The organism is Aminivibrio pyruvatiphilus (genome assembly GCF_004366815.1).
In the GTDB taxonomy this organism is placed as follows: Bacteria; Synergistota; Synergistia; order Synergistales; family Aminobacteriaceae; genus Aminivibrio; species Aminivibrio pyruvatiphilus.
The window spans coordinates 195,940-211,576 of the sequence record NZ_SORI01000001.1 but is presented as its reverse complement, the minus strand read 5'-3'; the positions used below and the strand labels follow the sequence as shown (position 1 = coordinate 211,576).

Annotated in this window: 15 protein-coding genes and 1 tRNA gene; 6 read left to right on the top strand and 10 right to left on the bottom strand. The window is 60.7% G+C overall.

The window, feature by feature from the left end; translation table 11 throughout:
* Positions 1-9: 9 nt before the first annotated feature.
* The 6 genes from lepB to C8D99_RS00825 form a co-directional block, all read right to left on the bottom strand.
* Positions 10-552 carry a signal peptidase I gene (lepB, locus tag C8D99_RS00850; RefSeq protein ID WP_133955383.1) on the bottom strand — a complete coding sequence of 181 codons (543 nt, stop codon included), beginning with the start codon at positions 550-552 and terminating at the stop codon, positions 10-12.
* 82 nt (positions 553-634) lie between these two features.
* Entirely contained in the window at positions 635-1,150 is a 516-nt protein-coding gene (locus tag C8D99_RS00845) for a type II secretion system protein (RefSeq protein ID WP_133955381.1), read from the bottom strand.
* 2 nt (positions 1,151-1,152) lie between these two features.
* Positions 1,153-1,716, bottom strand: coding sequence for a 2-oxoacid:acceptor oxidoreductase family protein (locus C8D99_RS00840; RefSeq protein WP_133955379.1), 564 nt, complete (start codon positions 1,714-1,716; stop codon positions 1,153-1,155).
* Between the two features lies 1 nt (position 1,717).
* Complete coding sequence (gene iorA / locus C8D99_RS00835; RefSeq protein ID WP_133955377.1) at positions 1,718-3,598, bottom strand: indolepyruvate ferredoxin oxidoreductase subunit alpha; 1,881 nt, start codon at positions 3,596-3,598, stop codon at positions 1,718-1,720.
* Positions 3,595-4,005 carry an acyl-CoA thioesterase gene (locus tag C8D99_RS00830; protein ID WP_133955375.1) on the bottom strand — a complete coding sequence of 137 codons (411 nt, stop codon included), beginning with the start codon at positions 4,003-4,005 and terminating at the stop codon, positions 3,595-3,597. Before C8D99_RS00830 ends, iorA begins: the two co-directional genes overlap by 4 nt.
* 169 nt (positions 4,006-4,174) lie before the next feature.
* Positions 4,175-4,588 carry a CoA-binding protein gene (locus C8D99_RS00825; RefSeq protein ID WP_133955373.1) on the bottom strand — a complete coding sequence of 138 codons (414 nt, stop codon included), beginning with the start codon at positions 4,586-4,588 and terminating at the stop codon, positions 4,175-4,177.
* A gap of 125 nt (positions 4,589-4,713) precedes the next feature.
* Between C8D99_RS00825 and C8D99_RS00820 the strand changes: the two genes are divergently transcribed.
* A tRNA-Ser gene (locus C8D99_RS00820) sits at positions 4,714-4,799 on the top strand.
* Positions 4,800-4,909: 110 nt separating this feature from the next.
* On the opposite strand, the gene C8D99_RS00815 is transcribed toward C8D99_RS00820, so the two are convergent.
* The gene (locus C8D99_RS00815) at positions 4,910-5,674 is read right to left on the bottom strand and encodes a fumarylacetoacetate hydrolase family protein (protein WP_133955371.1); all 765 of its coding nucleotides are present in this window, start codon (positions 5,672-5,674) and stop codon (positions 4,910-4,912) included.
* A gap of 511 nt (positions 5,675-6,185) precedes the next feature.
* Between C8D99_RS00815 and phoU the strand changes: the two genes are divergently transcribed.
* The 5 genes from phoU to mgtE all read left to right on the top strand — a co-directional run bounded on the left by phoU (position 6,186) and on the right by mgtE (position 11,558).
* Positions 6,186-6,917, top strand: coding sequence for a phosphate signaling complex protein PhoU (gene phoU, locus C8D99_RS00810; protein WP_133955369.1), 732 nt, complete (start codon positions 6,186-6,188; stop codon positions 6,915-6,917).
* A gap of 62 nt (positions 6,918-6,979) precedes the next feature.
* Positions 6,980-7,927 carry a tripartite tricarboxylate transporter substrate binding protein gene (locus C8D99_RS00805; protein ID WP_133955367.1) on the top strand — a complete coding sequence of 316 codons (948 nt, stop codon included), beginning with the start codon at positions 6,980-6,982 and terminating at the stop codon, positions 7,925-7,927.
* Between the two features lie 30 nt (positions 7,928-7,957).
* A complete protein-coding gene (locus C8D99_RS00800) occupies positions 7,958-8,383 on the top strand; it encodes a tripartite tricarboxylate transporter TctB family protein (protein ID WP_208321023.1) in 426 nt (141 codons plus the stop codon).
* Between the two features lie 3 nt (positions 8,384-8,386).
* Positions 8,387-9,871, top strand: coding sequence for a tripartite tricarboxylate transporter permease (locus tag C8D99_RS00795; protein WP_133955363.1), 1,485 nt, complete (start codon positions 8,387-8,389; stop codon positions 9,869-9,871).
* Positions 9,872-10,202: 331 nt separating this feature from the next.
* Positions 10,203-11,558, top strand: a complete 1,356-nt coding sequence (mgtE, locus tag C8D99_RS00790) for a magnesium transporter (RefSeq protein WP_133955361.1) — start codon at positions 10,203-10,205, stop codon at positions 11,556-11,558.
* Positions 11,559-11,608: 50 nt separating this feature from the next.
* On the opposite strand, the gene C8D99_RS00785 is transcribed toward mgtE, so the two are convergent.
* Genes C8D99_RS00785 through C8D99_RS00775 form a run of 3 tightly spaced genes read right to left on the bottom strand, consistent with a single transcriptional unit; the run spans position 11,609 to position 15,635 of the window.
* Positions 11,609-12,619: a PTS sugar transporter subunit IIC gene (locus C8D99_RS00785; RefSeq protein WP_133955358.1), complete on the bottom strand. Its 1,011-nt coding sequence runs from the start codon at positions 12,617-12,619 to the stop codon at positions 11,609-11,611.
* A 48-nt stretch (positions 12,620-12,667) separates the two neighbouring features.
* Complete coding sequence (locus tag C8D99_RS00780) at positions 12,668-13,192, bottom strand: transcription repressor NadR (protein ID WP_133955356.1); 525 nt, start codon at positions 13,190-13,192, stop codon at positions 12,668-12,670.
* Positions 13,179-15,635, bottom strand: a complete 2,457-nt coding sequence (locus C8D99_RS00775; protein WP_166669941.1) for a response regulator — start codon at positions 15,633-15,635, stop codon at positions 13,179-13,181. Before C8D99_RS00775 ends, C8D99_RS00780 begins: the two co-directional genes overlap by 14 nt.
* Positions 15,636-15,637: the final 2 nt, after the last annotated feature.

Sequence of the window (15,637 nt, the reverse complement as noted above, 5' to 3'; positions counted from 1 at the left end):
CCGTCCCAATCAGTCCACCGTCCCGATCCTGTTCAGGGGCCAGTATCGGAAAAACACCGGTCCCCGGATGTTCTGCTTCGGTACGAATCCCCAGAACCGGCTGTCCTGCGAGTTCGGACGGTTGTCCCCCATGGCGAAATAGCTGCCCTCCGGAATCTTCACCGGAACCTCCGCAAAAACGGGGCCCGCCGTCAGGGAGAAAGAATCATGGTTCTTAACGTACTCCTCCCGGAGAGGCTGTCCGTTGACGTAGACCAGCCCGCCCCGGATTTCGAGCACGTCTCCCGGAAGGCCGATGATTCTTTTCACGAAATCCCGCTTGGGGTCCACGGGATACTTGAAGACAAAAAGCTGTCCGCGCTTCGGCTCAGTGAAGTGATACCAGAATTTCGCCACGAGGACGCGGTCGCCCACCTCGAGAGTGGGGATCATGGACCCGCTGGGGATCCAGAACGCCTGAACAACAAACGTACGGAGCACGAGAGCGAGGACGAGTGCCCACAGCACCGTCTCGATCGTCTCCCTCCACCATGGTTTTGCCGCTGCCGCCATCAGGACAACCTCCGTTTCCGATGTGCGCTCCTGAAAAAACGGGAACGCCGGTTTCTCTTTATACCCCGAAAGAAGGTGTCTTTCAATCCCGGGGAGGATCATCCCTGTAGGAAACCCTGCAGAAGGGAGTGACCACGATGTATTTCAGGGGGCGCCTCCGGTCCGGTGATGATCCGGCTTCTATGGTGAACGCCGGGGAAATGGTGTTCCACTTCGGCGAGTACGTGCAGAAAGCCATGACGGCGCTGCGGTTGGTGAACCAGACGCGCCCCTTTCCGTCATAAATTTCCTCGCTCCCGTCAGCCCACTGTATCTTCAGCCTTTTCTGGGGCACCGAGGGAGAAAGCCTGAAAACAAAGGACCTGCCCGAAAGCAGGGCCTTGTGGAAGACCCGCTGGAGCCACTGGGCGGCGTACTTGCCTTCCCGCACCGCCGTTTCGTCGGAAGGCGCCCCCGCGAAGGAGGAGACAAGAGCAACAGACGCGCCGCCTCCGAGGACGAGGCAAATGGCGAGGACAGCAAGGAGTTCGGCCAGTGAAAAGCCCCGGTCCCGAAAAAGGGGAGGCCGGAACCGGCCTCCCCTGTCAGCACATCTCAAGGCTACCTCCCGCCGCGGATCGCCTCGGCTCCAAGAGCCAGGACCTTCATGTTGGCGTCCTCGAACTTGGGAGGAGAAAGCTCCTTCACCGCCCGGGAAACCTCCCCGAAGGAAAGGCCGCTCACCCCGGCACCGCACATGGCCCCCATGAGGAGCACGTTGAGAAAGAGGAAGTTGCCCCCCATGTGCTCTTTCAGCAGAGCATACCCCTCCAGGGAATGGACGGAAATCTCCCTGTCCCGGATCATCCCTGCGAGTGAGGCGTTTTCCAGGGCTATACGATCGTGGACGTTCACCACGAGACTGCCCTTTTTCTTCAGGAAATGGAGGTTTCGGACCGCTTCGTTCTGGTCGAAGGCGAGGAGAATGTCCGCCTCTCCTGCCATGACGAGGGGGCTTCGGTAATTCCCCACCTTGAAGTGGCTTATCACCGACCCGCCCCGCTGGGCCATGCCGTGCACCTCGCTGCCGATGACGGATTCGCCCCGCTCGAGAGCGATCTTTCCGAGGACCTTGCTTGCGAAAAGGATACCCTGGCCGCCGATGCCCACGATGACATACTGCATGCTATTCACCCTCCCCGGAATTTTCCCCGATGGCCCCGTGGGGACAGACGGAAACGCAGACCCCGCAGGAAACGCAGAACCGCTCGTCGATGTATGCCTTGCTCCTCTTCTCGTCGAAGACGAGGCCGGGGCAGTTGAAGAAATTGATGCAGAACTTGCAGCCGATACACTTCTCCGGATCCACCTTCACCTGGACCACAGCCTGCTGGGGGCGGAGGAGCATGCAGGGATGCCGGAAAATGATCACCGCCGGTTCCGAGCGGGACTTGGCGTGCTCCCATGCTTCCTTCACGGCTTCTTTCCCGGAGGCGACGTCATAGGCTTCAATGGTTCTGACGAAGGTCACACCGCAGCCCCTGCAGACAGCCTCGATATCCACCTTCCGGCCTTCGTCGCCCTTCCTGAGCTTGTCGCCCACCGCCGGGTTCGCCTGTCCGCCCGTCATGGCTGTGGTACTGTTGTCCAGTATTCCGAGGACAAAGGCGTGCCTGTTGTAGACCGCGCTCACGAGGCCGGGAATACCCATGTGGAAGAACGTGGAATCCCCGATGGTGCTCACGATGGGGCGTTCCGTCCCGGCGGCCTTGTGGGCAAGCCAGAATCCGGAACCCATGGTCACCGAAGCGCCCATGTCCATCACGGCATCCACAGCCTTCTGGTTCACTCCGAGGGTGTAGCAGCCTATGTCCGAGGGGTTCACCGCGTTGGGCAGGGCCTGCCTGATGGAGAAGTAGCTCGCCCTGTGGGGGCACCCCGGGCAGAGCATGGGTTTCCGGGGAGTTATCTTCAGCTCTTCCAGGGCTTCCCTGAGAAGGGGCGATGCTTCCCCGGCGGTGTGGTCCATGCCGAGGACCTTTGCGAGAATGCCCGCGATAACCTCGGGAAGAAGCTCTCCGGCCCCCGGTACGACACCGTTCCACCTGCCGAGGATGCCCGTTCTGTCGGGAAGCTGCATTTCCATTACCGGGTAGGTTTCCTCGAGGAAGAGCACCTTCGGGTGGCGCGAGATGAAATCAGTCACCATCTGCACCGGAAGCGGGTGGGGGGTGCCGATCTTGAGCACCGCCACGTCCTCCCGGCCCCACCCCTTCAGGATGTCGCTGACCACGGAGAAGCACACACCGGAAGCCACGATGCCCAGGACGCTCTTCTCACGGGAGGGAACTTCGTAGTTGTACTTCCCGAACTCGCTCTCGAAGGCGGTCCGGATCTCCTCGACCTTGGCGTTCAGCCGGGGATGGTTCACCTTCACGCTGGCGGGAAGGCAGACCCACCGGGAAGGCTCCTTGTCGAACTTCACCTGCCCCTTCAGAGGGCGGAGTTCCCCGAGTTCCACGTCCTGGCGGCAGTGGTCCACCCTCACGGTGGGACGGAGAATGGTAATGATGCCGAACCGCTCGGACAGGTCAAAGGCGTCGAAAACCATTTCCTTCGCCTCGACGGCGGAACAGGGGTCGAAACAGGGTACCTTCGCGAACATGGCGAAATACCGGCTGTCCTGTTCCGTCTGGGAGCTGTGAGGCCCCGGGTCATCGGCCACGACGAGAAGCATGCCGCCCTTGAGCTGAAAGTGGGCGGCGCTCATGAAGGGATCGGCCGCCACATTCAACCCCACCTGCTTCATGACTGCACAGGAGCGGGCACCGGTGAAGGAGGCGGCGGCGGCCACCTCGAAGGCCACCTTTTCGTTCACGCCCCACTCGACCGCCATGGGAGAGCCCAGTTCGTCGGCGAACTTTGCCACCGCAGGCAGTATTTCGGACGACGGCGTTCCCGGGTAGGCGGACGCCACAAGACACCCCGCTTCAACAATTCCCCTGGCGATTGCCTCGTTTCCCAAAAGTATGGCTTTCGTGCTCACTGTACGCGACACCTCCGTCATCCCGCAAGCGCCTCGATCCAGCGGCGCAGGGGGTTGTCTCCTCTAAGAAGCCTTCCGTTCCGGTCCACGAAGGCATGGCGGGTCCATCCCGAGGCGAGGGGTTTGCCGTCGGAGGCCCGTTCAATGCGGCATTCGAAGATTACGGACGATATCTTCACCTCGGCGATTTTCGTGAAGATGGTGATCTCGTCCTCGTACCGGGCAGGATGCTTATAGCGGCAGTGGGATTCCACCACGGGAAGGAAAATGCCCTCTCCCTCCCAGTCGGCGTAGGACTTTCCGTGGGCCCGGCAGAATTCAGTCCGGCCCACCTCGAACCAGTAGAGATAATTGGCGTAATAGGCGACTCCCATCTGGTCGGTATCGCCGTACCGGACCCTGAGGGTGTACGGGTATTCGGAGGACATCGGAATTACCTCCTCTGCGGTGCGGATTTCTGCCTCCCAGGGAAAGGCTGTGGGGAATACTCAGGAGTTAGGGAGGCAAGTGCGGTCTTTTCTGTAATTATATATAAATTCGCACCCTGGGGCAAGAAATTTTTATCATTCCGATGGCGTCAGAAGCACAAAATAATTCTCACCTGCATTTGTTCATGTGGTCGGCCATCAGACAGTCGGACGGCACTACATCGTATCCTTTCCGCTCCAGTTCCGCGGCGAGATCTTCATTCTCCGCACCCGGCTGGAACCAGACCACGGGCCGTGAGGGCAGCTTCTCCAGATCTGCCGCCACATTCCCCTGCTGTTTCGCCGAAAGGAACAGGGCGACCACGTCCACTCCACCTTCGAGAAATTCGAGCCCGGCGGCACAGGGGCGTCCAAGGATCTCGGTTCCGGCATACCCCGGGTTCACGGGGAAGAGAGTGAAGCCGGCCCCGGCAAGATAGTTCATCACCCGGAACACCGGGCGGTCCTCCTTCGGCGACGCTCCCACCACGGCCACCCGGGACGGGGTGCACACAAACCTCTCGAGAATTTCTTCTTTTTTCACCAGGAATCACCTCTCAGGAAAAATCGGTCCACTCCCGTTCATTATACTCTCCGCAGCTTTCGCAGGCGCCGCCCCTTCATCCGTTGGCAACAACGGAAAATACATGTATAATCTCCTCGTTCCGCGGAGGGCTGTCCGAGTGGTCTATGGTGGCTGACTTGAAATCAGCTGGGCGAAAGCCCCAGGGGTTCGAATCCTCTGCCCTCCGCCATTTTTCCAAAATATGCAGCTTCAATGTACGATAGCCAAAGTCCCCGCCGGTCAGCCGGCGGGGACTTTCTGCAGCATAAGCCCCATGGCGGAAGGTTGTTTCGCCCCCCGCTACTCCACCACGTTTTCCAGGGTCCCGATCCCTTCGATCTTCACCTGCATGACATCTCCCCTTTTCACCGGGCCAATGCCGGACGGGGTGCCGGTGATGATCACGTCGCCCGGCAGAAGGGTCATGACTTTCGAGATGTGGCTTACCAGAATGTCCACGGGAAAGATGAAGTTGCTGGTCCTGGAGTGCTGGACCTGTTTCCCGTTGAGGAACATGCCTATTTCGAGATCGGCGGGGTCGATGCCGGCGACGATCCACGGTCCCAGGGGGCAGAAGGTGTCGAAGGACTTGGACCGGGTCCACTGGCCGTCCCTGGACTGGAGATCCCGGGCCGTAACGTCGTTGGCGCAGGTGTAGCCCAGGATGCAGTCCTTTGTCTCACCGGGCTCCACGGAGGAGCACTTTCTTCCTATGACGACGGCGAGCTCGGCCTCGTAGTCCACCCGCTCCGACATGTGCCCGGGGTAGACCACGGGATCTCCGTGGGCGATGACCGTGGTGGAAGGCTTCAGGAACAGGAGGGGTTCCCCGGGGATGGGAAGCCCCACCTCAATGGCGTGGTCCCTGTAGTTGAGTCCCACCGCGGCGACCTTGGACGGCTCCACGGGGGGAAGGAAATGCTCGGCTTCGTCCACTGACCCGAGGGCGGGCCCCCGGGTATATTCACCGAACATATCCCCTTCCAGGCGGTAAATAATGCCGTTCTCCACCAGGCCCGTTTCCCTTTTTCCCTTTATGACGCACCGCACGAACATTCTTTTCATTATTTTCTCCTCCGGCGTGTTCTCTTTTGTTCTTTTCCAATGTGGCACAGGAACGATTCTACCATAGAGAAAAATGATGAGAAACCGGGAGGTTAACCCTCCGCCTCAGGAAAATCAGGGCCTAAATCCGCAGGCAGCGGGGAGCGTCACCGGTGCTCGCTTGGGCCGTCGGTGCAGATTGTCATCCTTGACAACTGCACCTGAAACCGACATCCATGTCGGTTTCTCGGTCCGGGCGCTGTCCCCCAGGGGATCATCTCTTCGCCCCTGGGGGCGAATTCACCTTATGCCCGGCGACACTCCCTCTGCCAGGAAAAGCTGCGGATTTAGGCAGGGATCCGCTTCTTGACAATCTTCCCGGTATGTCGTAGTTTGTAACATTATCGTTACACGCCTGTAACCTCGCTGTGGACTTTTCCCCCGCTTACAAGGCAAGGGCCCCCACGGGGCGCCCGGAAAGAAAAGACGCTTCCCGCAGGCAGGCTGTACCGACGAGGGAGGGACTGCAGAGATGTTCTGGAAGAAAAACGGGAAGGTTGAATCCCTTCTGTATTCTGCCGATAGGGCGAAAATCCTTTCCATGGTCCGCGAGATGGGGTCCATGGCGAGCGGGGCCTTCTCCAGCGCCGTCCGCTCGCTGGAAGAGCGGAACGACGCCCTGGCGGACGAAGTCATCCGGTCGGACGACGCCATAGATGATCTCGAGGCATCCATCGACCAGGAGTGCCTCAGCTCCATTGCCATGCGTCAGCCCGTCCGGGAGGATCTCAGGTTCGTCTTCGCCGTCCTGAAGATCATCACCGACCTTGAACGCATCGGCGACCAGGGCGTGAACATCGCGAAAAAGGCGAAGGTCCTGAACCGGTATCCTCTTCTGAAGCCCCTGGTGGACATACCGAAGATGAAGGTCATCGCCACCGAGATGGTGGCCGATTCCCTCAAGGCCTTCGAAGAGAACGACACCGCCCTTGCCGAGGGCATCTGCTTCAGGGACGAGGAGCTTGATATCCTCTACGAGAACATTTTCGACGAACTTCTTCTCATCATAGGCAACAAGCCCGAGGGAGACCAGGCCACCGCCCAGTGCGCCGCCGGGCTTCTCTGGGTGGCGCGGCATCTCGCCAGGATAGGCGATCACGCCACCAACGTGGCGGAACGGGTATTCTTCATGGTCAAGGGAGAACGGCTGAAACCCCTTCTCGAGGAGAAGAGAAAAGCCCTCTCCGAAAACAAAGGAGGCTGAACGCCGGGAAACGACACGGAAACACTGATCAAGGGAACCCACTTCAGAAAGGAGACGAGAACATGAAAAAAGCAATTCTGGCTATCCTCGTACTGTGCCTTGCCCTCGGAGCGGGGGCAGCCCTCGCAGCTGAATACCCGACGAAGGCTGTCACCATCATCGTGGCCTCCAATGCGGGAGGCGGCACCGACACCATGGCGAGACTCTTCGCCAAGTTCGCCGAGAAGCATTTCCCCCAGCCCTTCGTTATCAACAACATCGACGGCGCAGGCGGCCAGAGGGGATTTGACGCCCTCGCCAGGGCGAGGAAGGACGGCTACACCATCGGTACCCTCTACACGCCCCACCTGACGGCCCACATGTCCGCCAAGCGGGCAAGGTACACGCTCGGTGACTTCGCCATGCTGTTCAACTTTGTCACCGACCCCGGCGTCCTCGTGGTTCCCTCTTCCAGCCCCTTCAATTCCATTCAGGACATCATCGACGCCGAGAAGGCAGCCCCCGGAACCCTCACCGGCTCCACGTCCGGTCCCGGCAGCGACGATGCCTTCGCCCTCGCCCAGTTCAACGAGGCCACGGGCTGCACCGTGAAGAGCGTTCCCTCCACGGGTTCCTCCAACGCCAAGGCCACGGTCATGGGCGGCCACGTTTCCATGGGCTTCATGAACCTCTCCCAGATCGAATCGAACCTCAAGGCCGGCGAAGTCCGGGTCCTGGCCATGATGACGGCCAAGAGGCACCCCAACGTGCCTGAGATTCCCACCTTCGGAGAACTGGGTTATAAGGTTATTTCCGACTCCTCCAGGGGATTCGCCGCTCCCGCCGGCATTCCCGAGGATGCCCTTAAGATGCTCGTGGAGACCTTCGAGAAGGTCCTTGCCGACGAGGAATTCCAGGCGGCGGCCAAGGAACAGCTCCAGATGAACGTGATGACTCCCGGCGAGTACAAGGCCTATCTCGAAGACCTTCTTGTGGTAACCGACAAGGCGTACGAGAAGGATCCCTGGTAGGGCGGGGCTCTTTCCATGACCCGATCTTCCATGAACCGTATCTTCGCGGCCGGAGGATTGGGACTTTCCGCCGCCCTGTTCCTTGGGGCAAACAGCTTTCCCGACCGGGCCGCGGCTGCGGCCCGGTATATCTTTTTCCTGGCGGGAATGCTGGCGGTGCTGTCCCTGATCCTTCTCCTGCAGAACACACCGTCGCCCGACTCCCATGTCCGGTGGGTCCGTTCACCGAAAAACTTCACCCTGGCCGTGGTATCCCTGGCAGCCTATGGCATTCTAACGTCCTATCTCGGCTTTTTCCCGGCCAGCGCCCTTTTCATGGCCGCCCTGTCCTGGATGCTCGGATTCCGGCGCCCCTTCTTCATTATCCTGGGCACAGGCCTGATCCTGGGCTTCGTCTGGCTCGTGTTCGTTCATTTCCTTGGGGTACCCGTACCCATGGGCATCTGGGGGGAATAGACCATGACAGAATTCTTTCTGCCCGCACTTTCGGAACTTATGAACCCCGGCGTTCTCTTCGCCATTTTCTCCGGGACTGTGGTGGGCATCATTGTGGGCGCCATGCCGGGCCTCACCGCCACCATGGCCGTGGCCCTGCTCATCCCGGTGACCTTCGGAATGAATCCTCTCATGGGCCTTGCCCTCATGGGCGGAGTCTACAGCGGAGGCATGTACGGCGGAGCCATTTCCTCCATCCTTCTCTCCACGCCGGGCACTCCCGCAGCAGCAGCCACAGCCTTCGACGGCTACCCCATGACGAAGCAGGGCAAAGGCGGCACGGCGCTCACCGTGGCCACCTGGGCCAGTTTCTGGGGCGGCATCATCTCCACCGTGGCCCTGCTCCTCATGGCCCCCGCCCTGGCCAGGTTCTCCCTCAGGTTCGGTCCTCCGGAATATTTCGTCCTGGCCATCATGGGCCTTTCCAGCATCGTCACCCTGACAAAGGGGAGCATGGTCAAGGGGCTGACCTCGGGATTTCTCGGCCTCGTGCTGGCCACCATCGGCATGGATCCCATCTCGGGCTATATGCGCTTCACCTTCAGGGTCGTGGACCTCTACGACGGCATCCCCTTCATGCCCGCCCTCATCGGCCTCTTTTCCGTGAGCCAGATCCTGGACCTGACGGCGGAGACCCATATCGTTGACGACCTGAACGATACCATCGCCTCCATCAAGAGAAGCAGGCTTCCCAAGGGGCTCGGGCCAACGATTACGAAGGGAAGCATCATCGGGACCATCGTCGGCATGCTGCCCGGAGCCGGTGCGACCATTTCCGCTTTCATCTCCTACAACTTCGCGAAGCAGAGCGCCAGGGATTCGGACACCTTCGGCAAGGGAAACCCCAAGGGAGTGGCCGCCTCAGAAAGCGCCAACAACGGCTGCGTGGGCGGATCCCTCATCCCCCTGCTCACCCTGGGCATTCCCGGCAACAGCGTGGCTGCGGCTCTCATGGGAGGGCTCCTTATCCAGGGACTCATCCCCGGGCCGGAGCTGTTCTCCAAGTACGGTGCCATGACCTATGGGTTCATTCTCTCGCTCTTTATCGCAAACGTGATCTTCCTCGTCCTGGGGCTGTACCTGGCGCCCTATTTCGCGAAGGTCACATCGACCCCAAACGCGCTCCTGATTCCGGGCATTGCCATCCTTTCGGTCATCGGCAGCTACGCCATCAACAACAACATGTTCGATGTGTGGCTCATGATCGGCTTCGGTGTCGCCGGCTACTTCCTGGAAAAAGGCGGATTCTCCACGGGAGCCCTCGTTCTCGGGCTCATCCTCGGTCCCATAGCGGAGCTGGGCTTCGGCCAGTCCCTCATCATGGCCGGAGGCTCCCCCATGATTTTCTTCGAACGGCCCCTCTGCATGCTCCTCTGGGCCATCACCATCCTTCTCATGATCCCGGCCTTTTCGGGCCATTTCAAGAAGAGCAGGAACAAGGTGGACTGACAAAAGCGGGCCGGCCTTTACGGGCCGGCCCTATGTCTCGTTCCGGGCTCTTTTGCCTCGACATTTCTTTCCCTTTGTGATAGTTTTTTCCCGTTGATCCCAATCCGGCCCGTTTCAAGGAGATGGCATCATGGATAGTGGACCGCAACCTGCACAGGGTTTCGAAACGACGTAGCAGCGCCGCCCGCCCTCCCTTCGGCGGAATTCCGGCGCATGCCGGGAGCGTTTCTCCGCCGGACATCCCGCGACAAGCAACCGACGAAAAGGAAAGGTACGGAGGACGCCTCCCCGGAAGCGCCTCCATACAGGCCATGGGACAGGGGGAAGGGTCATGAAGGACATCCAGAACAAGCTTCTCGCAAGCGTTGAAAAACTCTTCGAACGGAAGCAGTTCAAGAGCCTGAAGGAACTGCTGAGCACCATGGAACCCGCCGACATCGCCGAAGTCCTGGCGGAGAAGGCGCCTGCCGAGCGGGTCTTCCTCTTCCGCCTTCTTCCCAAGGATATCGCCATAGAAGTCTTCGAATTTCTCGAGGGGGCAGAACGGGAAGAGCTTCTCGGGAGCTTCACCGATACGGAAGTGGCAGCCATCATCGAGGAGATGTCCGACGACGACCGGACGGCCCTTTTCGACGAGCTTCCCGCCAAGACAGTAAAAAAACTCCTGGCCCATCTTTCTCCCGAAGAAAGAAAACTGGCCAATGCCCTTCTGAACTACCAGGCGGATTCCGCCGGGCGCATCATGACTCCCGAGTTCATCGACCTGAAGGAGACCATGACCGCCTCCCAGGCCCTGGCCCGGATCCGGGCAACGGCGGCGAAGAAGGAAACCATCTATACCTCCTTCGTGGTCAGCCCGGAGAGAAAGCTCAAGGGAACGGTGCACCTCGAGGACCTGATCCTCGCCTCCCCCGACACTCCCGTCACGGACTTCATGGACGGGCTGCCGGTCTTCGTCACCACGGACACCGACCAGGAAGAAGCGGCGAAGACCATGTCGAAATACGACCTCCAGACCATCCCGGTGGTGGACAGGGAAAGCCGTCTCGTGGGAATCCTCACCTTCGACGACATACTGGACATCGTCCAGGAGGAGGCCACCGAGGACTTCGAGCGCATGGCGGGCATCTCGCCGGTGGACGAAAGCTACCTGGATGCCGGGATCATGACCCTCACCCGCAAGCGGCTTACCTGGCTGCTCGTCTGCATCGTCACCCAGCTTTTCTCGTCCTTCATCCTGGAACGGTACTCCTTCGTCCTCGAAAGCGTGGTGGCCCTCGCCTTCTTCATCCCCCTCCTCATCGGCACCGGCGGCAACACGGGCACCCAGGCCGCCACGCTGGTCATCCGGGGCTTTACCGTGGGGGAAATCGTCAGGGAAGACCTTTTCAGGGTCATTTCGAAGGAGATCGTCTCCGGCTTCCTCCTGGGGATATCCCTTGCGGTGCTGGCCTCCATCCGGGCGTGGACCATGGGGACGGGATACGGCGTGGCCCTCACCGTGGCGGCGTCCGTGGTGGGTGTGGTCATGCTGGGCAACCTCGTGGGAGCCTTTCTCCCCTTCGCTGCGAAAAAGCTGAACATCGACCCGGCGGTCATGTCCGGTCCATTCATCACCACGGTAGTGGACATCCTTGGCCTGCTGCTCTACTTCGAAGTGGCCCGGAGGGTGCTTGTGCTGGGCTGATCCTCCACGAAGAGCGGACATACGGAAAAGGGGCAGCGTCCGCTGCCCCTTTATTTTTCGAGCTTCATGTCGCCGGGCCGGATGTGTCCCGTCCTTCTGAGTATTTCCGAGAAGAGAAGAGAAAGAACGGCGGGGAGAAGGAAGTGAAGCAGCAGGATCCCGGGCCAGGCAGAGGGCCCCATGACATCAAGGGTGGAGACCTGTCCCACCAGGCCGCTGGTTCCCATGCCGGCACCGATGGAGCTGTTCTCCATCCGGAAGAGCACGGTGGAAAAGGGACCGAGCACGGCTGCCGCCGCAGTGGGGGGAACCCAGATCCAGGGGTTCCGTATGATGTTTGGAATCTGGAGCATGGAGGTGCCCAGTCCCTGGGCAATGAGCCCTCCCGTGCCGTTTTCCCGGAAACTCGCCACGGCAAAACCGATCATCTGGCAGCAGCACCCTACTGTGGAGGCTCCCGCGGCAAGGCCGGAAAGCCCCAGGGAGATGGAAAGGGCAGCGCTGCTGATGGGCAGGGTAAGAACAATCCCCATGGCCACGGAGAGGACCATCCCCATGGGGATGGGGTGAAGGGTGGTGGCGGCGTTTATGGCGCTGCCGAGCCAGTACATCATCCGGGCAACTGCCGGTCCGGCGACCACGCCCACAGCACTGCCGGCCACTATGGTGGCGGCGGGAACGAGCACGATATCCACGCCCGTCTTCCCTGCGACCCTTCGGGAAACTTCCGCGCCGGCCCAGGAGGCCACAAGGGCGCCTACAGGTTCTCCAACCGCAGCGACAGGTCCGGAGAAGGTCCCTGCGCCTACGGCCCCGGCGATAAGAGAGGAAAAAATACCCAGGGGCGGAGCACCGACGGCAAAAGCCACCCCAGCGCCAATGGCGGGGCCCATCAGGAGCTGGGCTACACGGCCGAAGTGTTCGAGGTGGGGAAGGGAGAGCAGCTGTCCGCACTGCCGTAGGATAAGACCGATGATGAGGGAGGAAAAAAGACCGAGGGCCATACCGTTTGAGACCTTGATCAGGTATCCCCGGAGAGGAGAAGACGCCGTTCCTGCCATTGGACCACTTCCTTTACAGGTGTCTTGTCACCTGTAAAGAATACACCTTTATATTCTCTCAGGCAAGTAGTTTTTTTCCCCGAGTCCGGCGAGAAGCCGCTCCCATGTCTCCTCGCCGTCCACTTCCAGGGTGTGGAGATGAACGCCCCCCGTCAGGGAGGACAGAGGTTCCCCCGTGCTCTTCCTGATTGACTCCATGAAACGGGCCACGTCGTCCGGAGTGGAGAGCATGAGGTTGCCGGTGATTTCTCCGTAGAGGGGATGCTCCACTATGACGTTGAGCACCTTCGCCCCGCACCCCACCATGATCAGGAGTTCTTCCTCCATGGATTCGTAATCCCTGTGCCTTGTGACCACCGTCTTCACGAGCCTGCCCGTGCTTTCGGGACGCAGCAGGATATAGCCCCTGGGAGTCGCCACAACCGGAAGACCTTCCGCCCTGAGCACCGCCATGTCCTGGACGATCACCTGCCTGCTGACCCCGAACCGGGAAGCCAGGTCGCCTCCCGTGATCGCTTCCCCTTCCCCGGAAAGCTCGGCGGCGATTTTTTTTCTCCGCTCATCGGTTTTCATCCCCGTACCCCCTTTCCCTGATCTCGTCGAGAACTTTCCTGAAACTCAGGAGCTCCGACCGGAGGATTTCCGCCACGGGGGCGCTCCCTTCCTCCCGCCACGATTTTTCCGCTCTCCATGCCGCAGCCCGGACTCTTTCCGCCCCTATGTTGGCCGACATCCCCTTCAGGGTATGGACAGCCTCCGCCGCCGCTTTCCTGTCCCCCCGCTCTTCCGCACCTGTCAACAGAGCGAGGATGTCAAGGGCATCCTGTAGGTATTCCTCTGCCAGGGCGTCGAGTTCCTCTCCGTCGATGCGCAGTCTCCGGACTGTTTCCTCTCTGCAGTACACCCCGTTGTTTTCTTCCGCCGGCCCGGCAGTACCCTCCTTCGGGCGCCGGGACAGGTGAACCGAGAGCTTTTCTTCGAGATCCCTGAACCTGACCGGTTTCGGAAGATAATCGTCCATGCCCGCGGCGAGACACTTCTCCCGGTCTCCCGGCAGGGCATGAGCCGTCATGGCGATCACGGGAACGTCCCCGTTGCGTCCTGTCCATTCCGGGCTCCGAAGGAGGGCGGTGACTTCAATGCCATCCTTTCCAGGCATCTGGACGTCCATGAGAACGATGTCAAAAGTCTCCGTTTCCAGCATACGGAGGGCTTCATCCCCGTCCGCCGCCGCCCTGACCGAACAGCCGAGCTTCTGCAGCATTCTCCCGGCAACTTTTCTGTTCACCCGGCTGTCTTCGGCGAGCAGAACCCTGGCAGGAAGCATGCCGCTTCGATAGCTGCTTTCCGGTTCACCGGCGTTCCGGAACCCCTGCCTCTTTCCCCGGTCAGGCTCAGACGCCGAAAGAATGGCTTCACGAAAGGCCGCCCGACGCACAGGACTGGTTATGCGGCCTGCAAGGCCCTCCCGGAGAAGATCACCGGTCTCCCTGGCTGTCCCGGGTGAATCCACGGAGAAGAACAGGACCCCCCTCCGAAGATCCGCAGGAAGAGCTGAGGGTGACCAGCCCGCTGCCTCTCTCAGCCGCTCTCCGTCCAGAAAAACGGCGCACCGCCCCTCCCCGGATCTCCCTGTCCGCTTCTCGAGCAGACTCCTCAATTCCTCCGGGCTGTCCGCGCTCTGGACGGAGCAGAGCCACGCCCCCGCCTGGGCTGACACTTCAGCCGGCCAGGAGGCCCCGCTTCCCGCCACGATCACTGGAAACCCCAGGAGGCGCTGGTCTACCGGCAGATCTTCCGCATCACCGAACGGCACCCTCCCGAAGGGCAGCTCACACCAGAAAACTGATCCGCCTCCGCTTCGCGGGGTCATTCCCAGAGATCCTCCCATGGCCTCCGCGAGCCCCCTGCAGATGGAAAGGCCGAGCCCCGTCCCCCCGAACCGCCGGGTCGTGGAAGGATCCCCCTGGGAAAAAGGCTGAAAGAGGGTAGGCAGGCTGTTTTCAGAAACACCGATGCCCGTATCGGAAACGGCAAAGCGGAGCACGAGTCCCGTGAGTCCCGGCTCCACGGGAGAGACGTCCAGCCTTACATGCCCCGAGAGCGTGAACTTCACGGCGTTCCCGAGAAGGTTGCCCAGTATCTGCCGGGTACGCAGCGGGTCGCCCCGCAGGATGGACGGAATGGACGGATCCACGGAAAACACCGTATCGAGGCCCTTTTCCCTTCCCCGGACCGCCGCCTCGGTGACGAGGTCCTCCATCATCTCCCTCAGGTCGAAGGGGACCGATTCAAGTTCAACCTTTCCCGCCTCCAGCTTCGAGAGGTCGAGGATATCATCCACCAGCGACAGCAGGTGCTCGGCGCTCCTCCGTACGGTCTCGGCGTATTCTTCCTGCTCCCCGGACATGGGAGAATCCAGAAGAAGGTCGGTCATCCCGAGAATTCCGTTCAGCGGAGTGCGGATCTCGTGGCTCATGTTCGCCAGGAAGGCGCTTTTCACCCGCTCAGCCCTCCCGGCTTCCGCGACCAGGCTTTCGGCCCGTTTCCTCTCCTCCTCCAGCTCCCTGTTCTTTCCCTCAAGTGAGACCACCGCCGCCGCAAGTTCCTCCTCCGCCCTTTTTCTTTCCGAGCAGTCCCGCAGGATCTCCACCACGGCCGCCGTTTCCCCGGCGGCGTTCTTGACCGGCCAGCTCTTCACCTCGAACCATGTATTTCTCTCCGGAATGAACACTTCCCGAAACTGGAACATCCCCGTTTCCGCCGCCAGTCCGGAAAGGCATCCGATGCAGGGATCCTGCCTTCCGAGCAGTTCGAAGCATCTGCAGCCCGCACCTTCTCCCGGGGAAACCCCGAGGAAGGCCGCCCCGGCCCGGTTGAGATAGCGAATGACCAGGTCCTTGTCTTTGACGGTCACGATGTCGTCCGTTTCCCCTATATAGGAGAGGAGAAAGGAGACCACGTCCTCTCCGGGAAAGAGCTGTTCTTCATTTCCGCTCTGCGGGCAGTGTTTCACGG

Excerpts from the sequence above, each read along its gene's own strand:
- lepB (WP_133955383.1), bottom strand. The coding sequence starts at position 552 with ATGGCGGCAGCGGCAAAACCATGGTGGAGGGAGACGATCGAGACGGTG.
- C8D99_RS00840 (WP_133955379.1), bottom strand. The coding sequence starts at position 1,716 with ATGCAGTATGTCATCGTGGGCATCGGCGGCCAGGGTATCCTTTTCGCA.
- iorA (WP_133955377.1), bottom strand. The coding sequence starts at position 3,598 with ATGACGGAGGTGTCGCGTACAGTGAGCACGAAAGCCATACTTTTGGGA.
- C8D99_RS00830 (WP_133955375.1), bottom strand. The coding sequence starts at position 4,005 with ATGTCCTCCGAATACCCGTACACCCTCAGGGTCCGGTACGGCGATACC.
- C8D99_RS00815 (WP_133955371.1), bottom strand. The coding sequence starts at position 5,674 with ATGAAAAGAATGTTCGTGCGGTGCGTCATAAAGGGAAAAAGGGAAACG.
- phoU (WP_133955369.1), top strand. The coding sequence starts at position 6,186 with ATGTTCTGGAAGAAAAACGGGAAGGTTGAATCCCTTCTGTATTCTGCC.
- C8D99_RS00805 (WP_133955367.1), top strand. The coding sequence starts at position 6,980 with ATGAAAAAAGCAATTCTGGCTATCCTCGTACTGTGCCTTGCCCTCGGA.
- C8D99_RS00800 (WP_208321023.1), top strand. The coding sequence starts at position 7,958 with ATGAACCGTATCTTCGCGGCCGGAGGATTGGGACTTTCCGCCGCCCTG.
- C8D99_RS00795 (WP_133955363.1), top strand. The coding sequence starts at position 8,387 with ATGACAGAATTCTTTCTGCCCGCACTTTCGGAACTTATGAACCCCGGC.
- mgtE (WP_133955361.1), top strand. The coding sequence starts at position 10,203 with ATGAAGGACATCCAGAACAAGCTTCTCGCAAGCGTTGAAAAACTCTTC.
- C8D99_RS00785 (WP_133955358.1), bottom strand. The coding sequence starts at position 12,619 with ATGGCAGGAACGGCGTCTTCTCCTCTCCGGGGATACCTGATCAAGGTC.
- C8D99_RS00780 (WP_133955356.1), bottom strand. The coding sequence starts at position 13,192 with ATGAAAACCGATGAGCGGAGAAAAAAAATCGCCGCCGAGCTTTCCGGG.